Source organism: Corynebacterium sp. H78 (assembly GCF_037572275.1).
Lineage (GTDB): Bacteria > Actinomycetota > Actinomycetes > Mycobacteriales > Mycobacteriaceae > Corynebacterium.
This window is the reverse complement of record NZ_JBBHKX010000003.1, coordinates 237,689-261,919: the sequence shown is the minus strand read 5'-3', so window position 1 is coordinate 261,919 and position 24,231 is coordinate 237,689. Positions and strand designations below refer to the sequence as shown.

21 protein-coding genes are annotated in these 24,231 nt (G+C 57.7%); 4 read left to right on the top strand and 17 right to left on the bottom strand.

All coding sequences use genetic code 11. The features are described from left to right. Positions 1 to 80: 80 nt before the first annotated feature. Positions 81 to 2,093, top strand: coding sequence for a TPM domain-containing protein (locus WG934_RS07705; RefSeq protein ID WP_339989557.1), 2,013 nt, complete (start codon positions 81 to 83; stop codon positions 2,091 to 2,093). Between the two features lie 134 nt (positions 2,094 to 2,227). Here the strand turns inward: WG934_RS07705 and WG934_RS07700 are convergent, their stop codons facing one another. From WG934_RS07700 to WG934_RS07690, 3 genes are read right to left on the bottom strand one after another with little or no spacing between them, the layout of a single operon-like run. Beyond that, positions 2,228 to 2,584 (bottom strand): hypothetical protein, encoded by a 357-nt coding sequence (locus WG934_RS07700; RefSeq protein ID WP_339989556.1) that lies wholly within the window; start codon positions 2,582 to 2,584, stop codon positions 2,228 to 2,230. Between the two features lie 25 nt (positions 2,585 to 2,609). Then, on the bottom strand, positions 2,610 to 3,188 hold the full coding sequence (locus WG934_RS07695) for a hypothetical protein (RefSeq protein ID WP_339989554.1): 579 nt from the start codon (positions 3,186 to 3,188) through the stop codon (positions 2,610 to 2,612). Beyond that, positions 3,188 to 4,573: a glycine--tRNA ligase gene (locus WG934_RS07690; protein ID WP_339979518.1), complete on the bottom strand. Its 1,386-nt coding sequence runs from the start codon at positions 4,571 to 4,573 to the stop codon at positions 3,188 to 3,190. The genes WG934_RS07695 and WG934_RS07690 overlap by 1 nt, the downstream gene beginning before the upstream one ends. Before the next feature lie 90 nt (positions 4,574 to 4,663). On the opposite strand from WG934_RS07690, the gene WG934_RS07685 reads away from it, so the two are divergent. Further along, positions 4,664 to 5,092 carry a Fur family transcriptional regulator gene (locus tag WG934_RS07685; RefSeq protein WP_339989552.1) on the top strand — a complete coding sequence of 143 codons (429 nt, stop codon included), beginning with the start codon at positions 4,664 to 4,666 and terminating at the stop codon, positions 5,090 to 5,092. Between the two features lie 93 nt (positions 5,093 to 5,185). Here the strand turns inward: WG934_RS07685 and WG934_RS07680 are convergent, their stop codons facing one another. From WG934_RS07680 to WG934_RS07625, 12 genes are all read right to left on the bottom strand, one after another. Then, positions 5,186 to 5,914: an isoprenyl transferase gene (locus WG934_RS07680; protein ID WP_339979513.1), complete on the bottom strand. Its 729-nt coding sequence runs from the start codon at positions 5,912 to 5,914 to the stop codon at positions 5,186 to 5,188. A gap of 63 nt (positions 5,915 to 5,977) precedes the next feature. Beyond that, positions 5,978 to 6,688, bottom strand: coding sequence for a DNA repair protein RecO (gene recO, locus WG934_RS07675; protein ID WP_339989550.1), 711 nt, complete (start codon positions 6,686 to 6,688; stop codon positions 5,978 to 5,980). Between the two features lie 38 nt (positions 6,689 to 6,726). Further along, positions 6,727 to 7,650 (bottom strand): GTPase Era, encoded by a 924-nt coding sequence (era, locus tag WG934_RS07670; protein ID WP_339979648.1) that lies wholly within the window; start codon positions 7,648 to 7,650, stop codon positions 6,727 to 6,729. A 22-nt stretch (positions 7,651 to 7,672) separates the two neighbouring features. Continuing rightward, positions 7,673 to 8,992, bottom strand: coding sequence for a hemolysin family protein (locus WG934_RS07665; RefSeq protein ID WP_339989548.1), 1,320 nt, complete (start codon positions 8,990 to 8,992; stop codon positions 7,673 to 7,675). After that, a complete protein-coding gene (ybeY, locus tag WG934_RS07660) occupies positions 8,989 to 9,522 on the bottom strand; it encodes an rRNA maturation RNase YbeY (protein ID WP_339979506.1) in 534 nt (177 codons plus the stop codon). Before ybeY ends, WG934_RS07665 begins: the two co-directional genes overlap by 4 nt. After that, entirely contained in the window at positions 9,519 to 10,505 is a 987-nt protein-coding gene (locus tag WG934_RS07655) for a PhoH family protein (protein ID WP_339989547.1), read from the bottom strand. Before WG934_RS07655 ends, ybeY begins: the two co-directional genes overlap by 4 nt. Positions 10,506 to 10,577: 72 nt before the next feature. Beyond that, positions 10,578 to 11,345, bottom strand: a complete 768-nt coding sequence (locus WG934_RS07650; protein WP_339979501.1) for a 16S rRNA (uracil(1498)-N(3))-methyltransferase — start codon at positions 11,343 to 11,345, stop codon at positions 10,578 to 10,580. Between the two features lie 24 nt (positions 11,346 to 11,369). Beyond that, positions 11,370 to 12,503, bottom strand: a complete 1,134-nt coding sequence (gene dnaJ / locus WG934_RS07645; RefSeq protein ID WP_339979498.1) for a molecular chaperone DnaJ — start codon at positions 12,501 to 12,503, stop codon at positions 11,370 to 11,372. A 101-nt stretch (positions 12,504 to 12,604) separates the two neighbouring features. Then, positions 12,605 to 13,636, bottom strand: coding sequence for a heat-inducible transcriptional repressor HrcA (hrcA, locus tag WG934_RS07640; protein WP_339979496.1), 1,032 nt, complete (start codon positions 13,634 to 13,636; stop codon positions 12,605 to 12,607). 105 nt (positions 13,637 to 13,741) lie between these two features. Then, a complete protein-coding gene (gene hemW, locus WG934_RS07635; RefSeq protein ID WP_445228220.1) occupies positions 13,742 to 14,893 on the bottom strand; it encodes a radical SAM family heme chaperone HemW in 1,152 nt (383 codons plus the stop codon). Beyond that, entirely contained in the window at positions 14,890 to 15,570 is a 681-nt protein-coding gene (locus WG934_RS07630; RefSeq protein WP_339979491.1) for a hypothetical protein, read from the bottom strand. Before WG934_RS07630 ends, hemW begins: the two co-directional genes overlap by 4 nt. 114 nt (positions 15,571 to 15,684) lie before the next feature. Further along, the gene (locus tag WG934_RS07625) at positions 15,685 to 17,517 is read right to left on the bottom strand and encodes an AMP-dependent synthetase/ligase (RefSeq protein WP_339979489.1); all 1,833 of its coding nucleotides are present in this window, start codon (positions 17,515 to 17,517) and stop codon (positions 15,685 to 15,687) included. A gap of 240 nt (positions 17,518 to 17,757) precedes the next feature. On the opposite strand from WG934_RS07625, the gene malQ reads away from it, so the two are divergent. Both malQ and brnQ read left to right on the top strand, forming a co-directional pair. Then, positions 17,758 to 19,977, top strand: a complete 2,220-nt coding sequence (gene malQ, locus WG934_RS07620) for a 4-alpha-glucanotransferase (RefSeq protein WP_339989545.1) — start codon at positions 17,758 to 17,760, stop codon at positions 19,975 to 19,977. Between the two features lie 114 nt (positions 19,978 to 20,091). After that, complete coding sequence (gene brnQ / locus WG934_RS07615) at positions 20,092 to 21,504, top strand: branched-chain amino acid transport system II carrier protein (RefSeq protein ID WP_339989543.1); 1,413 nt, start codon at positions 20,092 to 20,094, stop codon at positions 21,502 to 21,504. A gap of 260 nt (positions 21,505 to 21,764) precedes the next feature. Here brnQ and WG934_RS07610 read toward each other — a convergent pair whose 3' ends face one another. Beyond that, positions 21,765 to 21,998 carry a hypothetical protein gene (locus WG934_RS07610; RefSeq protein WP_339979483.1) on the bottom strand — a complete coding sequence of 78 codons (234 nt, stop codon included), beginning with the start codon at positions 21,996 to 21,998 and terminating at the stop codon, positions 21,765 to 21,767. A gap of 74 nt (positions 21,999 to 22,072) precedes the next feature. Continuing rightward, positions 22,073 to 24,199 (bottom strand): M3 family metallopeptidase, encoded by a 2,127-nt coding sequence (locus tag WG934_RS07605; protein ID WP_339989541.1) that lies wholly within the window; start codon positions 24,197 to 24,199, stop codon positions 22,073 to 22,075. Positions 24,200 to 24,231 lie beyond the last annotated feature (32 nt).

The window sequence follows — 24,231 nt, the reverse complement described above, 5'->3', positions numbered from 1 at the left end:
GCAGTCACCTCCCCATTGTGGCTGGCGCACGCGCCTTTGCGCTCCACGACACGGCGACCGAGGTAGGTATCTTAGAAAGCATGAGCCCTAAGAGAACTGCAGCAGCCCTTTGTGCCGGCGTCTGCGCCGGAGTCCTGGTCACACTCGGTCCGGCCAGCGTTGGTCTTGTTAGCGTTGATCTCGATAGTTTCGCGCCGACCGCCGTCGCCGAAGCGCCTGACAGTTTTCCGGGCACTGTGCTTGATACCGCCGGTGTGTTGACATCATCGCAGAAGTCCGACCTAGAAGCGCGCATCAAGGAGAATCAGGCTGACTCCAAGGCAGTGCTGTTCGTTGCCTACGTCAGGACTTTCGACGGCATGTCCGGTGAAGAATGGGCCAAGGCGCTTTACGACGCCCAAGGCAGCACCAGCAACACCGCCGTCGTAGCCATTGCTACCGAGGAACGAAACCTCGGCATTTGGGCTGGCGATGACTATCCAGCCTCCGTCGACCAGCTCTCGGATGCCGTCTACGCTCCCCTGACAAACGACGATTGGTTCGGAGCTGGCAACGCTGCAGTCCAGCAAAGTGGTGGCGACGCCACTGGTGTCGTTGGTCTTGGCGCGGGGCTTGGTGGCGCGGCTGTATTGGGTGGCTGTGGCCTGCTGTGGGCTCGTCGTAACAAGAAGAAGCGCACTGCTCAGGAAGTTGTCGAGGGTCGCGCAATTAACCCAGCAGATGTCAATGCGCTTGGGGAACTCAGCACCGACGCGTTGGACACGTTGGCGCAGGAAGAACTGGTCTCTACGGACGAGTCGATCCGCAAGGCCCAATCCGAACTGGAGATGGCCCGCAACGAGTTCGGTGACGCACGTGTGCGCGATCTTGAACAGGCCCTGGCAAACTCGCAGCGCACTCTAGACAAGGCTTTCCAGATGCGCCAGCGTGTAGATAGCCACCGCTCCATGTCAGAATCTGAGCGTCGCTCGATGCTGTTGGAAATCGTCTCCACGTGTGGTGTCGCCGACGATCAGCTCGACGCTGAGGCCGACCGTTACCGCGAAATGCGCGAGCAGCTCATGAACGCGCCCGAGACTCTCGACCGCTACACCCAGCGCACCATTGACCTGCGCACGCGCATCCCGAAGGCTGCCACGGTGCTGGACAGTCTGCGCGCGCGTTACGACGCGACGATGCTCACCTCCATCGCCGACAACATCGACATGGCCACCGAGCATGTGAATATGGCCGAGCAGTCTATCGATGAAGCTCGCAGTATCTTGGAGCGTCCTGCTGGCGAACAGGCTGGGCTGGTGGACGCGCTGGCGAAGTCGGACATGGCGCTCTCTCAGGCAGACCAGCTCATTGCGGGTATTGAACACGCGGATTCGAATATCAGTCAGGCAGTGTCTGGCCTCGAAGCATTGGTTGCTGAGGTTCGTGGTGAGGTTGACGAAGCACGCAATCTCCTTGGCACTCCTGAAGCCGCTCAGTTTGACCGCACCGCACTTCGCTCTGCGATTGATGCTGGCACCGCTGCCCTGGCCGTCGCCGAAGAACGCGGCTCCACGGATCCGTTGTCTGCCTGGACCGAGTTGACCGAGGCAGATGCTGATTTGGATGAGCATCTCGCGTCGGCACGTGATGCCACGCAGGTATTCGCACGCGCGATGCAAACTCTGCAGAATTCCCTGGCTGATGCGCAGACTGCGATTGTCGCGGCGCGTGACACAATTGGCACCCGACGCCGCATTGTTGGCTCCCGTGCCCGTACCTTGCTTGCAGAGGCAGAGCGACACTACGCAGTCGCAGACACCATTGCGGTGACACCTGGCAATACGCCACAGAATAACCCGCGCACGGGCATTAACGAGGCTCGTGAGGCAGCACGACTTGCCCGCGAATCATCGAAGCGCGCGCAGCAGGACATCAACAACTACCGAAACCAGCAACGTGGCGGAGGCGACTCTGGTGCGCTCATTGCTGGCATGGTGCTCGGTGGCATGATGAACGGCGGTGGCGGCTTTGGTGGCGGAGGATTTGGTGGTGGTGGCTTCGGCGGAGGTGGCTTCAGTGGAGGCGGTGGCTCCGGTACCTCGCTGCGGTTCTAAGCCCAAACGCACTACCAAACCACCTATTGCCCGCTTCTTCACTTGTTGGTTCTGGCGCGCGAACCAAAAGGTGAAAAGGCGGGCAATAAGTGCAAGAAGGTCAGCGATAGGCCCCAAACAGACTTGCAAGTAAGTCAGATGTAAACGTCCGGGTGCTCCATCTTCCAGCACACCAGTGCTGCGGCGATCAGCAAGTCCTGAGTAGGAAGCACCCGATCAGATTCCTCAAAGACAACGAAGCGACTCTTTGAGTATTTGGCGATCATGTGGTCGTCGTAAAGTACAAACCACGAGCGACCTTGCCGTTTGATGCGGACGGAATCCGCGGGACCAGACACGGTCATTTTGGTGGCGAGGAAACCATCGGGACGCGCGACATATTCCACATCAGGTGCGCTGATGCGAAACGCTTGGCCACGTCCCTCAATGGTCCACCCAGCGGTGAGTGGCTGCCCGTCTTCGTAGACAGTTGCGTTATCAAGCAGCCACATTATCTGCGCCTCTCTCCGCTCAGACCTATGCCACCCACGCCCACGCGAGGTAGGCGATCAGCAGGATCAGACAGATGGTCAGAATCCACGTCGACGACACCATACGTGCTTCCAGCACCCGGCGGGCAGTCCACGCGAGGAAGATCTTCTGCTCATCCGGCAGCGCGCGACCAACTTCGGTGTCGTACTGAATCTCCGCATGGCGGACACCACGGCTCGCGCCGGTGAACTGGCCGATCTTGTCTGCGTCATTTTCGATGACGTAGTTGGTCGAGCCTTCACACACGATGCGTGCCGACGAGTCGCCGAAGTCAACGTTAATCGCCTTCGAACGCGCAATCTTCTTGCCATCTGCCGACGTAGCCGAGTAGACACGACCGTCGGGAAGCGTGCCGGAAAGCGAGTTTTCGTCAGCCTGCAGAGCCCACGTTCCGTTAGCTTCGATGGAGTCCTTGCCGTCGTGGCGAACGTACTCGCCGACGACCTGGTTCTCGCGAAGAATCGGAGTGCGGTCCTTCTTCGGATCACCCAAGCTCCACGATTCCCATGTGACGTGAGAACCGTCAGGCATCGTGACTTCGTGATCGCCCTCGTGATCGCTCATTAGCAGCCCACCAGACGCTGTGCGAGGTAGCCTTCCAGCTCGTCGATAGCTACGCGCTCCTGAGCCATGGTGTCGCGGTCGCGGACCGTGACAGCGTTGTCTTCGAGGGTGTCGAAGTCAACGGTGACGCAGTATGGCGTACCAATCTCGTCTTGACGACGGTAACGACGACCAATAGCGCCGGAGGTGTCGTAGTCCACCGACCAGAGGCCACGCAGCTTGTCAGCAACAGCCTCCGCGGTTGGGGTCAGCGTGTCCTTCTTGGACAGTGGCAGCACAGCAACCTTGATTGGCGACAGGCGCGGATCCAGCTTCAGCACGGTACGAGTATCGGTGCCGCCCTTTGCGTTTGGCACTTCTTCTTCCTCGTATGCGTCGCACAGGAACGCCATGAGTGCACGAGTCAGACCGAAGGAAGGCTCGATAACGTACGGAATGTACTTCTCACCCGTGACCTGGTCGTGGTAGCGCATGTCTTCGGTGGAGTGCTCCAAGTGGCAGCCGAGGTCGTAGTCGGTGCGGTTAGCGACACCCATGAGCTCGCCCCACTCGTTGCCGGAGAAACCGAAGCGGTACTCGAAGTCGATGGTGCGTGCAGAGTAGTGTGCGCGCTCGTCGTCTGGGACATCAAACTGGCGCATGTTGTCCGGGTTCACGCCAAGGTCGATGAACCAGTTCCAGCACGCGTCTACCCACTCGTCGAACTTCTCAGGCGCATCGTCCGGCGCCACGAAGTACTCGATCTCCATCTGCTCGAACTCACGAGTACGGAAAATGAAGTTACCTGGGGTGATCTCGTTGCGGAATGCCTTACCAGTCTGGCCGATGCCGAATGGCGGCTTCATACGCGACGTCGTCATAACGTTCTTGAAGTTCACGAAAATGCCCTGAGCAGTCTCTGGACGCAGGTAGTGCAGGCCAACCTCGTTGTCCACTGGACCAAGGTAGGTCTTCATCAATCCGGAGAACAGCTGTGGCTCGGTCCAGTTACCTGGCTGGCCAGTCTCTGGGTCTGGAACATCTGCAAGACCGTTTTCAGGAGCGTGGCCGTGCTTAGCCTCGTATGCCTCAAGCAAGTGGTCTGCGCGGTAGCGCTTGTGGGTGTGCAGCGACTCGACCAGAGGGTCAGTGAACGTTGCGACGTGCCCGGAAGCTTCCCAGACCTGGCGAGGCAGAATAATCGACGAGTCGAGGCCAACGACGTCCTTGCGGCCGTTAACGAAGGTCTTCCACCACTGACGCTTGATGTTTTCCTTCAGCTCGACGCCGAGGGGACCGTAGTCCCACGCAGAGCGGGTTCCGCCGTAAATTTCACCGCAAGGGTAAACAAAACCCCTGCGCTTACACAGGTTAGCGACGGTATCGACGACAGACTTAGGGGCCACTGCCTCTTCTGCTCCTTAGTTGCTGGACATGGATTCACCCAACTCTAGTCGTAAAGGACTGTGTTATGCACTTGAGGGTATGGTCAAGGTATGAAAGGCGCTAAGAAGATCGGCGTACGCAACACCCGCCAGCGAAAAGCCGTTGTCACGGTGATGAGCGAAGACCAGAATTTCCGCTCTGCAGCTGAGATCCACCGCACCCTTACCGATAAGGGCGAAAAAGTTGGTTTGACCACTGTTTATCGCACCTTGCAGTCATTGGCCGAGATGAAGGCCGTTGACGTGTTGCACCACGATGGATCCGAAGCCCTGTACCGTCTGTGCAGCGATAGCCATCATCACCATTTGGTGTGTACCGATTGCGGCGAAACCGTGGAAGTCGGTGGTGGCCCGGTTGAGCAATGGGCAGACCAGTTGGCTACCGAACATGGTTTCCAGCTCACCGGTCATTCCGCTGAGGTTTTTGGTCTGTGCGGGGACTGCCAGGCCCCAGACACCGACACGCAGCCAGCGGAGTAAACCGACGTCCACGACACACACGTGGCTCCGTATCTGGTGCTCTGCATCAGGTGCTCTGCACCAGGGCATTAGGCGCACTACATCAGAGTTGTCCTAAGCGCGACCGAACCGTCGGTCGCGCTTCGCGTATTCCACAACAGCTTCCCGCAAATCTTCTCGACCAAAGTCTGGGAATAGCTTGTCCTGAAACACCATCTCCGCGTACGCCGACTGCCAAATCAGGAAGTTCGATGTCCGCTGCTCCCCCGACGGGCGCAGGAATAAGTCCACGTCCGGCATATCTGGCTCGTCCAGGAACTGGCTAAACGACGACTCCGTTAAGTCATACTCGCTCAACTGACCAGCTGCTGCCTGCCGAGCAATTTCTTTCGCCGCGTCAACGATTTCAGCGCGACCACCGTAGTTGACGCACATGTACAACGTCAATGCGTCATTGTCATTGGTCTGATCTTCGGCAATTTCAAGCTCTTTAATGACGGAACGCCACAATCGTGGTCGTCGTCCAGCCCAGCGCACCCGGACGTTCTTGCCATCCAATTCATCGCGACGCCGACGCAACACATCACGGTTGAATCCCATGAGGAAACGCACTTCATCCGTGGAACGTCGCCAATTCTCGGTGGAAAAAGCGTAAGCCGACAGGTGCTTCACGCCCATCTCGAGGCAGGCATCAACACATTCCATCAACACGGCTTCGCCACGCTTGTGGCCTTCGGTGCGCTTCATGCCACGTTCTTCTGCCCACCGGCCGTTGCCATCCATGACAAGGGCAATGTGGTTCGGCACGAATTGTTCTGGCACTGGGGGATTCAACGTAGTCACCCTTCTATTGTGCCTTACGACGACCCGGTAAATGTCGCTTGCCACTGACCATCGAGCGCGCGCCTACCACTGCGCATCGACAAGTTTGAGCGCCGTAATCCGTCGCCCCAGATGAAACTCAAGATGAGCCGTCGCCAATGCCCGCGCCCGTGACCCCACATGAGCATCAGTAGCCGACAGGTCTCCCCTACTTAGATGCCACATTAGTCGCAGCACCTCAGTCTCCACGCCTGTTCCAGGTGGCCTGCAGTTCGTACACACTGCCCCGCCCAACGCCGGCGAAAAGGCATGATGAGGTCCCGCCTTGCCACAGTTCGCGCACTCAAAAAGGCTCGGCGCCCAGCCCGTATGTTGCATGGCCTGCAAAATATAAGATGTCAGGGCAAGCCCTGGCGTATACGTCGTGACGTTGCCCAACGCTCCAACCGTCATGTCCCACAATTGCGGGTCCGGCTCCAGCACTAAACGCTCGGCGACTTCCAACACTGCACAGGCGCAGGTGTATCGGGCGTAGTCGTCGACAAGCGGAGCGGCCCACGTGCGAATCGTGTCGACGCTGTTGATCGTGCCAAGGTTCCGCCCCGGATAAATCAGCGCGTCAATTTCCACGAATGGCGATAGTCGCGATCCGAATCTTGACTTCGCTCGTCGGACACCCTTTGCGACGGCTCTCACCAAGCCGTGCTCCCGAGTGAAGAGGACGATAATCCGATCGGCTTCACCGAGGTCATGCCGGCGCACCACAATGGCGCGATCGCGAAATGGTTCAGCCACGAAGCAGCTCCCCTACCCAGGCGCACATACGCCAGAGGCTAGAAGCCCAGGCGTCCAAGCTGCTTCGGATCGGACTGCCAATCCTTCAACACCTTGATGCGCAGGTCCAGAAAGACGTTGGTGCCCATCAGCTCGATGAGTTCCTTACGCGCTTTCTGGATAGTCGACTTCAAACGACGACCATCGCGGCCTTGCAGAATCATCTTCTGGCCGGGACGCTCCACATAAATGACTGCGTGAACATCGGTGCAGTTAGGACGATCGCTTGGCAGAATTTCATCAATCTCGACTGCCACAGAGTGCGGAAGTTCGTCACGTAGGCCACCAAGAGCAGCCTCACGAATCAGCTCGGCCATGCGGGTGCGCTGATCCTCATCAGTGACGTGCCCATCCGGGTACAATTTCGGACCCTCAGGCAGCTGCGAACCAATGACCTTCGCCAACGTCTCCAGGTTCTCCCCCGACGTAGCCGAAACTGGCACCAACTCGACGTCGCCAAGCAAAGCATGCAATTCGAGTAGACGCTCCATCACTTGGTCGCGCGAAGCCTTATCGACCTTCGTCACGATGCCCATCAGCGGCGTATTCGGACACGCTTCTTTCACGGAATCGAGAATCCAGCGGTCACCTGGGCCGATCTTTTCATCAGCAGGAACGGCCAGCGCAATGAGATCGACATCGGCATATGCCTCCGCCACCATGTCGTTCAGACGCTGACCGATGAGCTTGCGTGGCTTATGCAGACCCGGCGTATCGACGACAACAATCTGGCATTCCGGACGATGCACGACACCACGAACAACGTGGCGAGTCGTTTCCGGCTGGTCCGCGGTGATGGCGATCTTCTCGCCCACCAGCGCATTCGTCAGCGTTGACTTGCCAGTATTCGGGCGGCCAACGATGGACACGAAACCGGAACGAAAACCCTCTGGTGCCGAGTAGTCGTCAGCAGATCCGCCCATTCCGGCTGACGCCAGCATGTCCTCAAGATTCGCCATTAATGTCCTTTCCAGACTGCACTGGTTCCACAATTACCGCATGCACACGCATGCGACCACGACGATCGCGAGAACCTTCTGCCGTGAGTTTAAGGCCTGCGACCTCAACTTCCACACCCGGCAACGGGACTCGCCCTAATTCGTACGCAAGCAAACCGGAAACGGTGTCGACTTCTTCTTCCATCTCCGGTGAGAATTCCAGTTCGATGTCATGCGCTTCGTGATACAACTCAGCCAACTCATGGATCCCCAGCCGCGCAACCACGCGGTACTTCGTGCCACCGAGTTCTTCAACTGGTGCGCGTTCCGCATCGTCATATTCGTCGGCAATCTCGCCGACGATCTCTTCCAAAATGTCTTCAATGGAAATGAGACCCGCGACGCCACCGTATTCATCGACAAGAATGGCGATGTGGTTGCGATCTCGCTGCATTTCATCGAGCAGATCATCAAGTGGCTTCGAATCCGGAACGAACACAGCCTTACGCATCACCGCAGTCACCGGCACCCCTCGACCGCCATCGGTACGGTCATAGGTCTGCTGCACCAGATCCTTCAAGTACACGACACCGATGATGTCATCGACACTGTCACCAATAATCGGAATACGCGAATGTCCTGACCGCACGCACAGCGTCACCGCCTGACCACAGTGCTTATCCGCTTCGATCCACACCATCTCCGGGCGTGGCACCATCACGGAGCGTGCCGACGTCGATGCCAAATCAAACACCGACTGAATCATGCGACGCTCGTCGTACTCCACGATGCCGCGTTCCTGCGCAATATCCACCATCTCACGCAGCTCAACTTCTCCCGAGAACGGCCCGTCCTGGAAACCGCCACCCGGCGTGACAATGTTGCCGACACCAATCAGCAGCTTTTCCACCGGGCCAAACAGCTTTGCGACGAACTCCACCGGAAGCGCCGACCCCAAAGAAATGGAGTACGGATTTCGCTTACCCAAAGTCCGCGACGTCACACCCAGCACGACGTAGGTAAACAAGCTCATGACCGTAATGGCGGCGAAAATTGCCTTCACATCGGACTCGATGAATTCAGATGCTACGACCGCAACGAGAATCGCAGCTGACACTTCGCACAACGTCCGAAGCAGCACAAGCACGTTCACATGCCGTGGACGATTATCCAACACCCGCAGGAGGGCTTTTGCCCCGGCGACTTCGTCGCGAAGCATTTCCATGACTCGGGCGCGAGAGATCTGCGAGAGAGCAGTTTCAACGGTGCTAAGCACACTGGCAATAACCAGGAGAACTACAACAATAACGATGACCCAAGGGCTCACCGGCCGTCAGCTCCCGAAGGGAAAGCTGCGGGAGTGATGGGCTTGGCTGGGAACTCGACGCCACGGGTTTCAATGTCGTCGTACCAATCGGCCAGCAGGCCGTTTTGGATCTTGAACATCTCGTGTTCTTCTTCAGCCGTGACGTGGTCATAGCCCAACAGATGCAACACACCGTGGACGGTCAGCAATACAAGTTCATGGCTCAGTGGGTGGCCAGCCTTTTCCGCCTGCTTCGCAGCAAACGTTGGGCACAGCACGATATCTCCGAGCATGGCAGGTCCAGGCGTGGCTGCATCGGGGCGACCAGAGCCGGGGGTCAGCTCGTCCATGGGGAAGCTCATGACATCGGTTGGACCTGGCAGGTCCAACCAACGGACGTGCAAATCCTCGATGGTGGCTTCATCGACGATGTGCAGCGACAGCTCAGCTGCTGGGTGTACATCCATGCGACCAAGTGCGTACTTGGCAACGTCAATGAGCGATTCCTCGTTAACACCAACTCCGGACTCGTTAAAAACCTCAATAGTCACTTCCGTGCCTCCGATTTTTGTGCTTCGTATGCGTCGAAGTCGTCATATGCCTCCACGATCGAGGTGACTAGGGGGTTTCGCACCACGTCGGTCGATCCGAGTGCCGGGAAGGCAATACCTGGTACTCCATGCAGAACCTTACGGGCAACGGCCAGGCCGGACTTGGCGCCTCGCGGCAAATCCACCTGGCTTGCGTCGCCGGTAATGACCATCTTGGAGCTAAACCCGAGTCGGGTTAGGAACATCTTCATCTGCGCTGGTGTCGTATTTTGCGCCTCATCGAGAATGATGAACGCGTTGTTCAACGTGCGACCGCGCATGTACGCCAGCGGTGCCACCTCAATGACACCGGATTCCATGAGTTTAGGAATCATTTCGGGTTCCACCATGTCCCGCAGAGCGTCGTGAAGCGGGCGCAAGTATGGGTCGATCTTTTCGTGCAATGTGCCAGGCAGAAAGCCAAGATTCTCGCCAGCTTCGACGGCAGGGCGAGTCAGAATAATGCGCTCAACGCTTTTGTTTCGTAGCGCCTGGACTGCCTTGGCCATTGCCAAATAGGTCTTGCCGGTCCCCGCAGGGCCGATGCCGAACACAATTGAAAACTGGTCAATGGCATCGACGTAGCGCTTCTGGCCCTCGGTCTTTGGGCGCACTGTCTTTCCTCGATGCGACACAATCTCCGCCGCCAGAGTGCTGGTCGCATTACCGCCACGATCAACAATGCCAATCGCCCGGCGGACGGACTCTACGGACAGCTCATGTCCTCGGCTTGCCATTGATTCAAGCTCTTTAAAAGCCTGCGCAGCAGTCGCCACTTCATTCGGACGGCCCTTCACCGTGACCGTCGCGCCGCGAACATGCAGATCTGCGCCCAGCAGCTCGCCGAGCAGTCGCAAGTTTCGATCCGCCTCGCCCAGAACTATCGGGGCGAACTCAGGATCCAATTCGATAACTGCTGACGTGCGATAATCAATACTTTTCATTAGCCGTTAATCCTAGCCCTAAAACATGTGGCCCGGCGCGCTATATACGTCACGCGCATTACCTCTCGCCCACTACGGCCAACGATTCGTCAGCGGTCCTAGCGCACTAATCGCGCTCGCTCCCGCCAACGCCGTCCGCAGTACCGTCGGTCCCAACACCAGTGTGTGAGCACCGATCTCTGCGAACTGCTCGACCTCAGTCGGATCCACGCCACCTTCTGGCCCGACAATGAACATCACTTCGTCGCAATCGCGCGCCTGCGCCGCGAACTCTGCAAACGGGGCTGACGCGGACTCGTGCAGAACTGCAACCATGCCACCGCCTGCAATACACTCCTGTGCTCGCTTGACGACGCCGTGAGTATCGTGCAGCTCCAATACCGGTGGGATCCACGCCCGGCGCGCTTGCTTTGCCGCCTCACGCGCTGAGTGTGCCCACTTCTGGCGCGCCTTTTCCTGTTTGTTTCCTACCCACTTTGCGACGCAGTTTCGCGCCGACCACGGAATGATGCAGTCGACACCGACTTCTGTCATGAGGTCAACAGCAAGTTCCGCCCGATCAGATTTGGGTAGTGCTTGCACCACAGTGACGTGTGGCCCAGGGCGCTGCGCAATGCTGGACACTGCGACGTCGCACGCCACGGTCATCGAGTTGCCAGAGCCAGCGATACTGCGGATCTCCGCTTCGAGATACCCATCCGCACCATTGGTGAGCCCGATGAGCTCCCCGATGCCCAGGCGACGCACACCAATGTGCTTCGCCTCTGGGCCGTCGATGGTCACTGTGGCACCGACCTCAGGAAGCTCCGTGAAGTCGATGAGAAAGACAGGCAGCGTCATGGTTATCCGCAGGTGTGCTCGGTGCTATCGGCGGTTACGGAATCGAGAGAAGAAACCTCTGGAAGAGGTTTCATCTGCCACCTGGGTGTCTTCGCCACGGTGGTCGCGCAGCTTCTCCAGCAGTTCCCGGGACTTGCCGTCGAGCTTAGTTGGTACTTCCACATCGACATGAGCGATGAGGTTGCCGGCACCTTCACCACGCAGGCGTGGCATACCGCGGCCCTCCACACGAATGCTCTGCGCTGGCTGAGTGCCTGGCTCCACGTCAATGGAGAACGTCTCGCCAACAAGGTCCTCGACCTCGAAATCTGCGCCCAATGCAGCGTCGACCATGGGGACGCGCACAGTCATGTGCAAGTCGTCGCCTTCACGACGGAAGACTGGATGCGGTTCAGCATGAACTTCGACGTACAGGTCACCAGCTGGGCCACCACCTGGCCCAACTTCACCCTGACCAGCCATGCGGATACGCATGCCGTCGCCAATACCTGCCGGGATGTTGACCGTGAGGTCGCGACGAGAACGAACACGTCCGTCACCACTGCAGTTCGAGCATGGATCTGGAATGATCTCGCCAGTACCCGCACAGGTTGAACATGGGCGCGATGTCATGACATTGCCAAGGAACGAACGCTGCACCTGCTGAATTTCACCAGTGCCGTTACAGGTCTTACATGGCTGTGGCTTGGCCTTCGTCTTCGATCCAGTACCTTCACAGACGTCACACAACACAGCGGTGTCTACGGTGATGGGCTTACGAACACCGGTGAAGCACTCATCCAAACCGAGCGAGATGCGCAGCAGTGCATCAGCACCAGGCTGCACGCGCGAACGACGCTGACGTTGTCCGCCTGCGCCACCAAAGAATGCTTCGAAGACATCACCGAGTCCACCGCCACCAAAGCCACCGAACCCGCCACCGGCCATACCTCCAGTTGGATCCAATGGGTCGCCACCCAGGTCGACGATGCGTCGCTTTTCGGGATCAGACAGCACTTCATGTGCTTCCGATGCTTCGCGGAACTTTTCGGCAGCAGTTTCATCGTCCGGATTGCGGTCCGGGTGATACTTCAGCGCGAGCTTTCGGTACGCCTTCTTAATTTCTGCGTCCGAGGCATCTTTTTCTACTCCGAGAATGCCGTAGTAATCACGAGCCACCGTCAGATACTCCCTTAGGACCTATGCGATAAAACGAATATGGACAAAGTACAGATGAATGTACAAGCTAAATGAACAAACAAGCATTGTACGGGCTAGCTTCAATCTCCTAAAACCCGACCCACGTACTGTGCAACAGCAGCGACCGATGCGATTGTTCCCGGATAGTCCATATACGTCGGGCCAACAACACCCAGTCCACCCAAAATCGCCGAGCCCGTGCCATATCCAGTCGACACAATCGAGGTGCCACGAAGCTCTTCATCTTCGTTTTCCTCACCGATGGATACCTGGACTCGGTGCAGGTCTTGCGCAGCCGACAACAGCTTCAAAACGACGACCTGCTCTTCCAACGCCTCCAACACCTGTGGCAACGTCGACGGCAAGGCTCCACGCATTGGCCCACGGGTCAGATTCGATGCACCTGCCAAGATCAAGCGGTCATTCGGGCGCTCGATCAGCGATTCCACGAGTACCGTCGCGCACCGAATCACAACATCACGCATCTCGGCTGGTGCGTTCGCAGCCAAGTCAGACATGGCAACTGCTGCTTCATTCAGCGTCTTGCCATCCATCGCGCGGTTGAGCTGCTCCCGCAATGCTGGAACTAACTCGGCATCCATAGGCGTTGCCAACTCGACATTGCGCTGCTCCACACGACCGGTGTCAGTAATAACAACCAGCAATAGGCGCACATCCGCCAACTGCACGACCTCGCAGTGTCGCACCCGAGACACCTGCAACGTCGGCACCTGCACCACGGCTACCTGTCGCGTGAGCTGGCTGAGCAGCTGCACGCTGCGTCGTAAGACGTCCTCCAAGTCGACGCCACCTTCAAGGAACTCCAAGATGGCACGACGTTCCGGGACCGACAACGGTTTGACCTGAGAGATCGCATCCACGAACCGGCGGTAGCCCTTTTCCGTGGGAATGCGCCCCGACGAGGCATGCTCCTGCGTGATGTACCCCTCAGCCTCCAACACGGCCATGTCATTACGAATGGTTGCGGAGGACACCCCGAGGTTGTGGCGCTCGACAAGTGCTTTCGAACCGACAGGCTCCTGCGACGACACGAAATCGGCCACGATTGCTCGCAAAACTTCTTGACGACGACGTTCAGTCTGACTCGACATAGTGCGGTGACCTCCCCACTCGACCTGGCACGTGTGCATGAACTCCCTACATACTAGCGAGGAGACGCGCCAGGTGAGACGCACACAGATGACAACGCCTGTGCGTTAGCTCAACACATCAAGAATGATTGCGTCTGCCAGCAGCCGGCCAGCTTCTGTGAGCATCACCCGATTGTCGCGACGCTGCAGCATACCCGCTGCTATCTGAGCATCGACTCGACGCGTCTCGTCCGCCGTGAGCACCTCGGCTGCAATGCCTTCGCGGAGACGCAGCCCAAGCATGATGTGCTCGACATGTCGATCCTCAGCAGAAAGATCTTCTCGATCTGCGATCGGCAGCTCACCACCGGAAATCGTGGCTGCGTACCGCGCCGGGTGCTTCACGTTATAAAAACGCGTGCCGCCGAGATGCGAATGTGCCCCGGGACCTGCTCCCCACCAGTCGCCGTCACGCCAATAGAGCATGTTGTGTCGGCACTGCCCACCTGGTTTCGACCAATTCGATACCTCGTACCAGCCGAAGCCTGCACCGCTTAATGCCCGATCGATACGTTCGTAGCGGTCGGCGAGGTCGTCGTCGTCAGGCATTGGCAGCTCACCCTTGCGAACCTTGCGGAACATCGCAGTGCCCGGCTCCACAATGAGCGAATACGCAGAGACATGATCAACGTCGGCGGACAACACCGCATCGAGGGACGCGTCGAGATCAGACATCGACTCCCCCGGAGTGCCGTAAATAATGTCTAGGTTGACGTGCTCGAACCCAGCAGCCCGCGCCTCCCGCGCAGCCTCGACCGGACGACCCGGGGTGTGCGTGCGATCCAATGTCGCCAACACATGCGGAGCCACCGACTGCATTCCCAAACTCAACCGCGTGAAACCAGCTTCACGAATACCCGCAAAAAACTCCGGCGACGTCGACTCCGGATTCGACTCAGTCGTCACCTCGGCCCCATCGGCGAGGCCATAGGTATTTCGGACCGCGTCCAACAATCGCGTCAAACCCGACGCACCAAGAAGTGATGGCGTGCCACCACCTATGAACACGGTGTCGGCCGGACGAATATCGTCGCCACGCTCGGACTGCTTTGCGACGGCCATCTCTAACTCATGAGCGATCGCATCAAGGTACGAGCCAGTTGAGGTCGAGGAACCAAGCTCGCCTGCCGTGTAGGTATTGAAATCGCAATAGCCACAACGGGTAGCGCAAAACGGGACGTGCACATACACGCCGAAAGCGTCAGTCACTGTGCTCACGCGTGTTCCATAGTCTGGCGAGCAGCGCGCTTCTGATTGATGCGACGCACGACGTCGTCGATACGTGAACGTTCAATGAGGAACGCTGGCGGCTTCCTGCCACGCAACGTCCGGGCGACTGCCGGATGCGTTTCGGGAACGGTCACACACCACGAGGCTGCGGCGCTCAACGCGCGACGGCCACAGTGCGCGTACAGATGTGGAAGCATCACCGCGCCAAGGTTTTCTACACCGCGAATGTTTTCGGCGGATAGCCAATCAGCGAGTTCATCGAGGTAGGTCGCCACAGCATCTGAACGTGCCGCCATGGCTTCGGTGACAGCAGGCACTGGCACCGGGTGCTGCAACGGCGTAGGGATGGCATTAAGGCGCTCGACATCAATCGCAACCGGAGCAGCCTCAGCTGGTCGAAGGTGGAACGGCGAAAACTCCCCACGACGGATACCCGATGTGAATGCCTGGCGAAGCCCTGCAAGCTCACCCACCAGCGGGCGGGCATCCTCCACTGCTTCATCGACAATGTCAGCCAATTCCAGCACGCATTCGTCGACCAAATCGCGATCAACATCAGCGATGGCCTGACTCAAATTGTTGATGTACTCAGCGACTTCATCACCGATGTCAAACAACTCTTGCGTAACTTCACGCAGACGGAGGCGGGCATCGTAATGATCCACCAGCAACCTCCTTGAAATCGGCTTTCCACACACATGCGCCCCCTACCTTAGGTGGGTAGAGGGCGCTAATGAGGGAGCAACACGGTTTGATAACGCGCGTTTTGAAACGGTTACTTACCGCTGGTACATCTGCTCAATCTCATGTGCGAAACGATCCATGACGACGTTGCGCTTAATCTTCATCGTCGGGGTCAGTTCACCGTCTTCTTCGGTCAGATCGCGTGGCAAAATATGGAACTTCTTGATGGCCTCCGCGTGCGAGACAAGCTCGTTTGCGGCGTTCACTGCATCCTGAATCTCGGCACGCAGCACAGCGTTAGTCGCCAGCTCGCGAATGCTGGTGTTTTCAGGCAAGCCGTGCTCGATCTTCCACTTCTTTGCCGCTTCTTCATCCAACGTGACCAAAACGGAAATGAACTTACGGCCGTCGCCAAGCACAACCGCCTGGGAAATCAGTGGGTGCGTACGCATCCGCTCTTCCAGTGGCGTTGGGGACACGTTCTTACCACCAGCGGTGACAATGATTTCCTTCTTGCGACCGGTCACGCGAAGGTGTCCGGTCGGATCCAGCTCACCAATGTCGCCGGTGTAGAACCAGCCATCCTTCAGCGCCTCGGCAGTGGCCTTTTCGTTGTTCCAGTAGCCAGCGAAAACAACTGGGCCCTTGAGCATAATTTCGCCGTCGCCGGCGATGCGCACCGAGCAGCCACCACACGGGCGACCAACGGTGCCGATAACCTGGTCTTCAGGGTTGTTCACCGTGATAGCAGCTGCGGTTTCGGTCAGGCCGTAGCCTTCATAGACGTTGACACCCAAGCCACGGAAGAAGTGCGCCAAGTCGGTCGACAGTGCGGAACCACCAGAAATGGTCGTTGATACCGCATCACCCATGGCTGCCTTGATCTTGCGGAACAGCAGACGGTCATACAGAGCCAAGCGAGCCTTCAGCATTCGCGAAGGTCCCTGCGGGGTGTCCAATGCCTTCGAGTACTCAATTGCGGTTGCTTCGGCCCGCTCGAACATGGCCTGTCCAACTGGCCCCTTGTCCTTGGCAGTGGCATATGCCGAATCGCGGACCTTCTCGAAAACGCGCGGCACGCCAAGAATTAGGTGCGGGCGGGAACGCTGGAATTCAAGCGTCACCGTGGATGTATCAGCCCAGTGGGACTGCGTCGCACCGGAAACGATGGCAGCCAGCGACACGGCGTTTGCCAGCACGTGCGCCAGTGGCAGGAATGTCAGCACGCGGTTGCCTGGGCGGGCGATCAAACCAATTGGGTTGGTCAAGATGGTGCGTACTTCTGCCAGCCAGTTACTGTGCAGCAGCATGCAGCCTTTCGGGCGTCCCGTCGTGCCTGAGGTGTAGATAACAGATGCGAGATCATCGGCCTTTGTGTTGTTGATGCGCTTAGTGACTTCGTCGTCAGGAATATCGCGACCTTCGTACATCAACGTGTCTACGGCCGACGCATTGATCTCGACGACGCGACGCAGCTTCGACGATGTCTCCGTCACAGCGGACTTGCCGTTTTCGTCGACGACAAACAGCTTCACCTTGTCGGTGTGCTCACGAGCTTCGGTGATAGCAAAGACCGCACCAGAGTCTTCAACGATCCAGCGGATCTGATCACTCGAGGACGATCCGTACACAGGAACGATCGTGGCACCAGCCATCCAGATACCGATGTTCAGGAGATTCCACTCATAGCGCGTTTCCGACAGCAACACAACGCGGTCACCCGCCTGCACGCCATTTGCGATCAGCCCCTTGGCCACAGCAAAGGCTTCATCCCAGAACTCCTGAACCTGAACGTTGACCCATTCAAAGTTCTTCGGGCGGCTAAACAGAACCAGCTTCGGGCGCTTCGTGACAAGGTCGCGGAGAGAAGTGATAACCGTCTCATCTTCACCGATCACAAATTGTGCTTCGGTCGTGTATTCACGCATAGGCTCTTCCGTCTCCTTCAATAATGCAGTCCAGGGATGCAGAGTGCGATTGTGATGCAAATTACGTATCCCCAAACTTACGACACGATCCCGCTCGCGTTGTGGAATCCCAAAAAATATTCTCAAAAGAACATTACTGCAGATTTATTCCCGTTTCTGGAGCGTCTTTCTGCAACCAGTCCCCGACTTCGGTTCAACCTTCCCTTGACAGTTAACGCGCCTGAATCACCTTTCGCTGGCATGATGAAAAAGGTGACCACTCTCGACGCGACTATTCCCGTGACCTCCCCGCTGGCAGATTTGGCCAAAGATGTCGGCATCGCCACTAACTACTACGCCTTTGACGGCGAGTATGTGACGGTATCTCGCCGCACCATTTTGAAGGTGCTGGCGGCTCTAGACATTGATTTAGGCGATGACCCTACCGACGAGGAAGTAGAGGCAGCACGCACGGCGTGGGCCGATGATCGCTGGTCTCAGCTGTTACCACCGGCTGTTGTCACCCGTCGCGGTCGTTACAACACCGTCATCGTGCACGTCCCAGACGGCACCAAGGTCTCCGTCTCTGCCTTACTTAACGACGGCACCGTGCATCCATTTGCCCAAGTCGAGCACAACGTAGCACCTCGTGTCGTCGACGGCGTGTCCATTGGCGAAGCCGCCTTCGCGATTCCTGAAGATCTGCCTCTCGGCTGGCACCGCCTCCGCGCCGACAATGACGGCGAGATTGCGGAATGTGATCTCGCGGTCACCCCTGAGCGGCTGTCCACGGCAGACAAGTTCGTCGCAAAGCCTGCCTCTGGAATTATGGCGCAGCTGTACTCGGTTCGTTCGGACCGAAGCTGGGGCATTGGCGATCTGTCCACGCTCGCGGATTTGGTGGCGGAAGCTGCGAAGTACGCGGATGCTGATTTCGTGTTGATCAACCCGCTCCACGCAGCCGAGCCGTGTCCTCCAGTCGAAAACTCGCCGTACCTGCCGACGACGCGTCGCTACACCAATCCTCTGTATATCCGACCTGAGCTGATCCCAGAGTTCGGTTACTTGGACGAGGACGAGGCGGATGTTGCACGCGCAACGGCTGCCGAGTTCCGAGAGTTGAACCACACGACCACCGAGATCGAGCGCAATCCTATTTACGCAGCGAAACTGCGGGTGTTGCGCGCTGTCCATAGGGTGCCACTGTCCCCTGCTCGCGCGAGTGATTACGAGCGCTTCTTGGCTCAGGAAGGCCGTGGCATTTACGACTACGCGCAATGGTGCACTCAGCGTGAAATCGATTTGCGCCTGGCTGCGCGTGACGACGAATCGTTTGCAAGCAACTCCTTCGCAGATCACGTGGAGCCATTTGGGGCACATGAGGACATCGAGGCGTTCCGTCAGGAAACGATGGATTTCCATTGCTGGATGCAGTGGATTGTCGACGAGCAGCTGGCAAACGCACAGAAGGAAGCCACCGATGCCGGCATGCGCATCGGTGTGATGGCAGACCTGGCAGTCGGCGTTCACCCAGGCGGTGCCGACGCGGAGAATCTTGCAGAATGGCTTGCCCCAGATATTTCCGTGGGCGCCCCACCAGATGGTTTCAACCAGCAGGGCCAGGACTGGTCGCAGCCACCATGGAATCCACACAAGTTGGCAAAGGCTGGTTACCGCCCGTGGCGTGACATGCTGCGCACGATCCTGCGTCGCGCAGGTGGTATCCGCGTTGACCACATTCTTGGTCTGTTCCGCCTGTGGGTCATGCCACGCATGGAACCACCAACGGAGGGCACCTATGTGTACTTCGACCATGAGGCAATGGTCGGCATCCTGGCGTTGGAAGCTGAACTCGCGGACGCAGTCGTCATTGGCGAAGACTTGGGCACATTCGAACCGTGGGTGCAGGACTACCTTGCCGAACGTGGCGTGATGGGTACGTCCATCTTGTGGTTCGAGTCCGACGGTGATCACCCGAAGCCAGCCGAGCACTACCGCTCGTTGTGCTTGTCTTCAGTAACCACGCACGACTTGCCACCGACTGCTGGATACCTGGCCGGCGAGCACATTAAGCTGCGCGACCGCCTCGGTATTCTCCTCAGCGATGCCGACGAGGAAGAAAAGCGTGACTTCGCGTGGATTGCCAAGGTACTGGCTGCAGCACAGTCTGCCGGCTGTTTTGCAGACACCGATGCTGCATACGTGAACTTCGAGGCATTGCAGCGCGATGATCTGCCTGACGTCGACATCCTTATCGAAGGTTTGCACAAGTACCTCGCACGCACTCCTTCGGCGCTGAAGTGCGCGGCGCTGACCGACTTGGTGTCGGACAAGCGCACCCAGAACCAGCCGGGCACGGTTCACGACCAGTACCCGAACTGGTGTGTTCCACTTACCGACGGCGACGGCAACGCAGTGTTGGTCAGCGACTTGGTCGACTACCCATCGTTTGCGGACGTCGCAAAAGCGATGAACGGGTAGCTAGGCACACCACTCACCATGACTTAGGGTGTTCTCATACGCCCTGGTTATTGGTTCCACAGCGCGACCTGGTTACATAAAAGAATGCAAACAACGCAGTCTAAAAAGCCTTTGATGACCATCCTTGTCATTGGCTTAATGCTCTTCGCCATGTTCTTTGGTGCCGGCAACCTCATTTTCCCGCCACAACTTGGCGTCGAGGCCGGCACAAACTATGTACCCGCTATTGCTGGTTTCTTGTCCACCGGCGTGCTGCTACCAATGCTCGCAGTGATCGCTGTGGCCGTATCCGGCAACGGCATAGTCGATATTGCTACTCGCGCTGGCAAGGTTTTCGGTCTGGTTTTCTCCATCGCCGTTTACCTGTCCATCGGTGCTTTGTACGCCATTCCTCGCACCGCATCAGTCGCCTTTGAAACTGGTGCTGCCGGGCTGGTCGGCACTGATTCCGCCCTAGCATTGTTCCTCTTTACCGCGATCTTCTTCGCAGTATCTCTGTGGCTGTCGATCCGCCCAAGCGGCATCGTCGACTCCATCGGCCAGTGGTTGACCCCAGTACTCCTTATTCTCATCGTTGCACTTGTCATTGTGGGCACGATGACGCTGACCGGCACTCCCGGTGCGCCAACCGAAAAGTGGGCTGATGCTCCGTACACGACTGGTTTCCTCGAGGGCTACCTCACAATGGACTCTCTCGCAGCACTGGTCTTCGGCATTGTTGTCATTTCCTCACTGCGCCGCCAAGGCATCACTGGACAGTCGAAGGTTGTTACCTCCGCAATTTCCGCTGGTGTCATCGCGGTTATTTTGCTGGGCGCTGTGTACCTCGGCCTCGGTCAGCTTGGCCAGGGTGTCGAAGGTAGCTACGACAACGGTGCTCGTTTGCTTGCCGACGTCGCTACCCAGTCCTTCGGCTCCGCCGGCGCGTGGCTCTTCGCAGGTATCGTGCTGCTTGCGTGCTTGACCACTGCCGTTGGACTCATTACCGCTACCGCCGAGTTCTTTGGCGAGCTTGTGCCGAAGGTTGGCTACAACGGTTGGGCAATCATTTTCACCCTCGCTGGTTTGTTCATGGCTAACCTTGGCCTGAACACCATCATTGGTATTGCTATCCCACTCAACGTGTTCTTGTACCCAGCAGCTATGACGCTGGTATTCATCACCTTGATCCAGGCTGCGTCCAAGTTCAAGTTCGTGTGGTCGTACCGCGTTCCAGTCGCAGTTGCCATGGCGTTCGCCGTTCTGGATCTCGCGCGGACCATCGACTTCGATGTGGCTGAATACGTTCCAGCGCTGGCAAAGGTGCCACTGTACGAACAGTCCCTGTCGTGGGTCTTGCCAACTGTGGTGGCGTTTATCGTGTGCTTCTTCATTGACCGCTCCAAGGGTCTACCTGCACCACTTCCTGGTGTCCGCACCAAGAGCTACGACCTCGCGGAGGAAGACACTCTTACAGAGTCAGATGCAGTTGCTAGCGCAGGTAGTGCTGAAGCTGCCACCGAAAGCGCTGCTGCAAACACGAAGTAGGTAGCTTCGCTAGCGCTGCACAGCACGCAGAACCACACAGCAAACAGCCACTTATGACCGGCTGAGCAACATTTGAGGCGGAAAAACACTCAAAATTGTTGCCGACTCGGCCATAAGTGGCTGTGTTTTTGTTTCAGAGCACTCGCGCCCCGAGTACAAATGCAGTTTCAGGTGCTACCACTGGTACTGAGACAATGCCCCTGCAATGAGCACCAAGAGAATGAGGGCCACCAGTGCGAGCTTGACTCGTGAATTACGCATTAGTTGGTTTCCTCTTCCTTCAGAACAATTTTCTTACGTGGCGTGACTCGTTCCATTTCGTTTTCGACGATGATTTTGCCGAAAACCCGGCCAAACACTGTGTCGATTAGACCTACGAAAAGAAATGCAACGAAACCACCGACAGGCAGCAAGATAAGCAACATCACTGTTACTTGTCCGAGTACGGACAGCTGAGTCAGCCATTGCCCGACTGCGTCCACTACTTCGTTCACGGCCAGCAATGCTACCCCACCTGAATCCCTTGTGAGATACCGGTGGGGTCATCGCCACCTACCCCTCAGCGATTCTATCCGGCAGTTCCAACGAGTCCGCGACGTTCCAACAACGGACGAATATCCTTGTCCCGGCCTCGGAAATTACGGTACGCCTCGGTGTAATCGATGGAGCCACCGCGCGACAGAATCAAGTCGCGGAAACGCTCACCTCCGGTTCGGGTCGCACCACCGTTGTCCGCAAACCAGCCGAAACCGTCTGCATCCAACACTTCGGCCCACAAGTACGAGTAGTACCCAGCGGAGTAACCACCAGCAAAAATATGGTTGAAGTAGGTCGACGTGTAGCGAGGCGTCAAGTGTTCTACCACCAGTCGATAATCCTCGAGAGCTTCCCGCTCGAACTCCGCGACCACCTGCATAGCCGACTGTGATTCCGCCTTCGTAGCCACTGCTTGAGCCTGTTCCAGCGTCAACGAATGCCACGCCAAGTCGATAGCAGAGGCGCCCAAGTATTCGACCGTCGCAAAGCCTTCGCCTGCGGTGCGCGCAGTTTTGACCTTTGCGACGAGCTCCTCCGGAATCAACTCTCCAGTGTCTGCGTGGAATGCGTAGTTGTTCAGGATCGACGGCTCGAGTGCCCAGTTTTCGTTGATCTGGCTTGGAAATTCCACGAAGTCGCGAGGCACGTTCGTACCGGAGAACGTTGGGTAGCGAACATCCGACAATAGGCCATGGAGCGCATGACCAAACTCGTGGAAGAGAGTGGTGACTTCGTCCATGGTGAGCAGGGCCTGTTCACCCTCCGCTGGTTCCGCGATATTGAGCACGTTCACGACCACCGGGCGGGTGTCCAGAAGTCGCGACTGGTCCATGAACGAGCTCATCCACGCACCACCGCGCTTCGTTGGGCGTGAGTAGTAGTCGGTGATGATGAGGCCGATGCCGGCATCACCAGCGTCGGTGACTTCCCACACCGTTGTGCCCGGCGCGTAACCGGTGAGATCGTCACGGCGGGTCATCGTGATTCCGTACAGCTGGTTGGCCGCGTAGAAAACTCCATCCTCCATGACCCGGTCGAGCTGGAAGTACTGGCGCAGCTCCTCTTCATCGACGGCGAACTCATCGGCGCGACGCAACTGCGCCCAGTAGGGCCAGTCAGCGGCGGTGACTTCCGCTTCGACAGCGTCAGCAGCTAAGTCGGCAACGCGCTTGTACTCGCCCTCAGCGTTGGCCACTGCAGCAGGTGCGAGATCGGTCAACAGCTTCTTTGCTGCGGCAGCAGAACCAGCGGTTTCGTCAGCAATGACATAGTCAGCGTGAGTGTCGTACCCCAGCAAACGGGCACGTTCCGCGCGCAGCTGCACCGTTTCCAGCACGATGTCGGCATTCGCGTCGCCACCGCGAGCACGAGATGCTTCGTACACCTTGGCGCGGGTCGCTGGGTTCTTCAAGTCAGCGAGGATGGGCTGAGCCGTTGGCAGGTCCAACGGAATGAGCCAGCCACATTCCTTGTCACTCTTCTTGGCATAACGGGCAAGCGAATCCTTAGCGGACGGGGACAGCCCATCGAGTTCGGCTTCATCGTTAATCTCGACTGCGAGGTCATTTGTGGTGTTCAACAAGTTCTCACCAAAAGCAGTAGACAGCTGCGACAGACGTGAATTGAGTTCCCTGAGGCGCTTCTTGTCGACGTCGTCAAGATCGGCACCGGCCCGCTGGAACTGGCGACGAATTTTGTCCAACAAACGACGGGCTTCCGCGGAGTCGGCATCGTCACCGGTCGGAGCTGCAACCTGCTTAATACGCTCCCACAGCTCTTTATTCAGCCGAATCGAATCGAGATGAGCGGCGACTTCCGGAGCCACGACCGTTTCGATAGCCATACGCTCGTCAGTGGCATCAGTGCCCGCGACATTGAAGAAGTATGCGGCAACGCGTTCCAGCATACGACCGGACTTTTCCATCGCTTCAATCGTGTTTTCGAAGGTAGGTGTCTCAGGATTAGCGATAATTGCAGCGATCTCGGCTTCGTGGTCTACGAAAGCGGTACGGAAAGCAGGGATAACGTGTTCGTCGCTGATGGCAGCGAAATCTGGCAAACCATACGGCAACGTAGATGGCACCAAAAGCGGATTGTCGGCTACAGGGCGAATGTTCTGACTCGGCTGATCTTGCTGTGCGTTCTGTGCGTCGTTCATAGAGTTCCACTGTAGCGCCGTCGATGTTGACA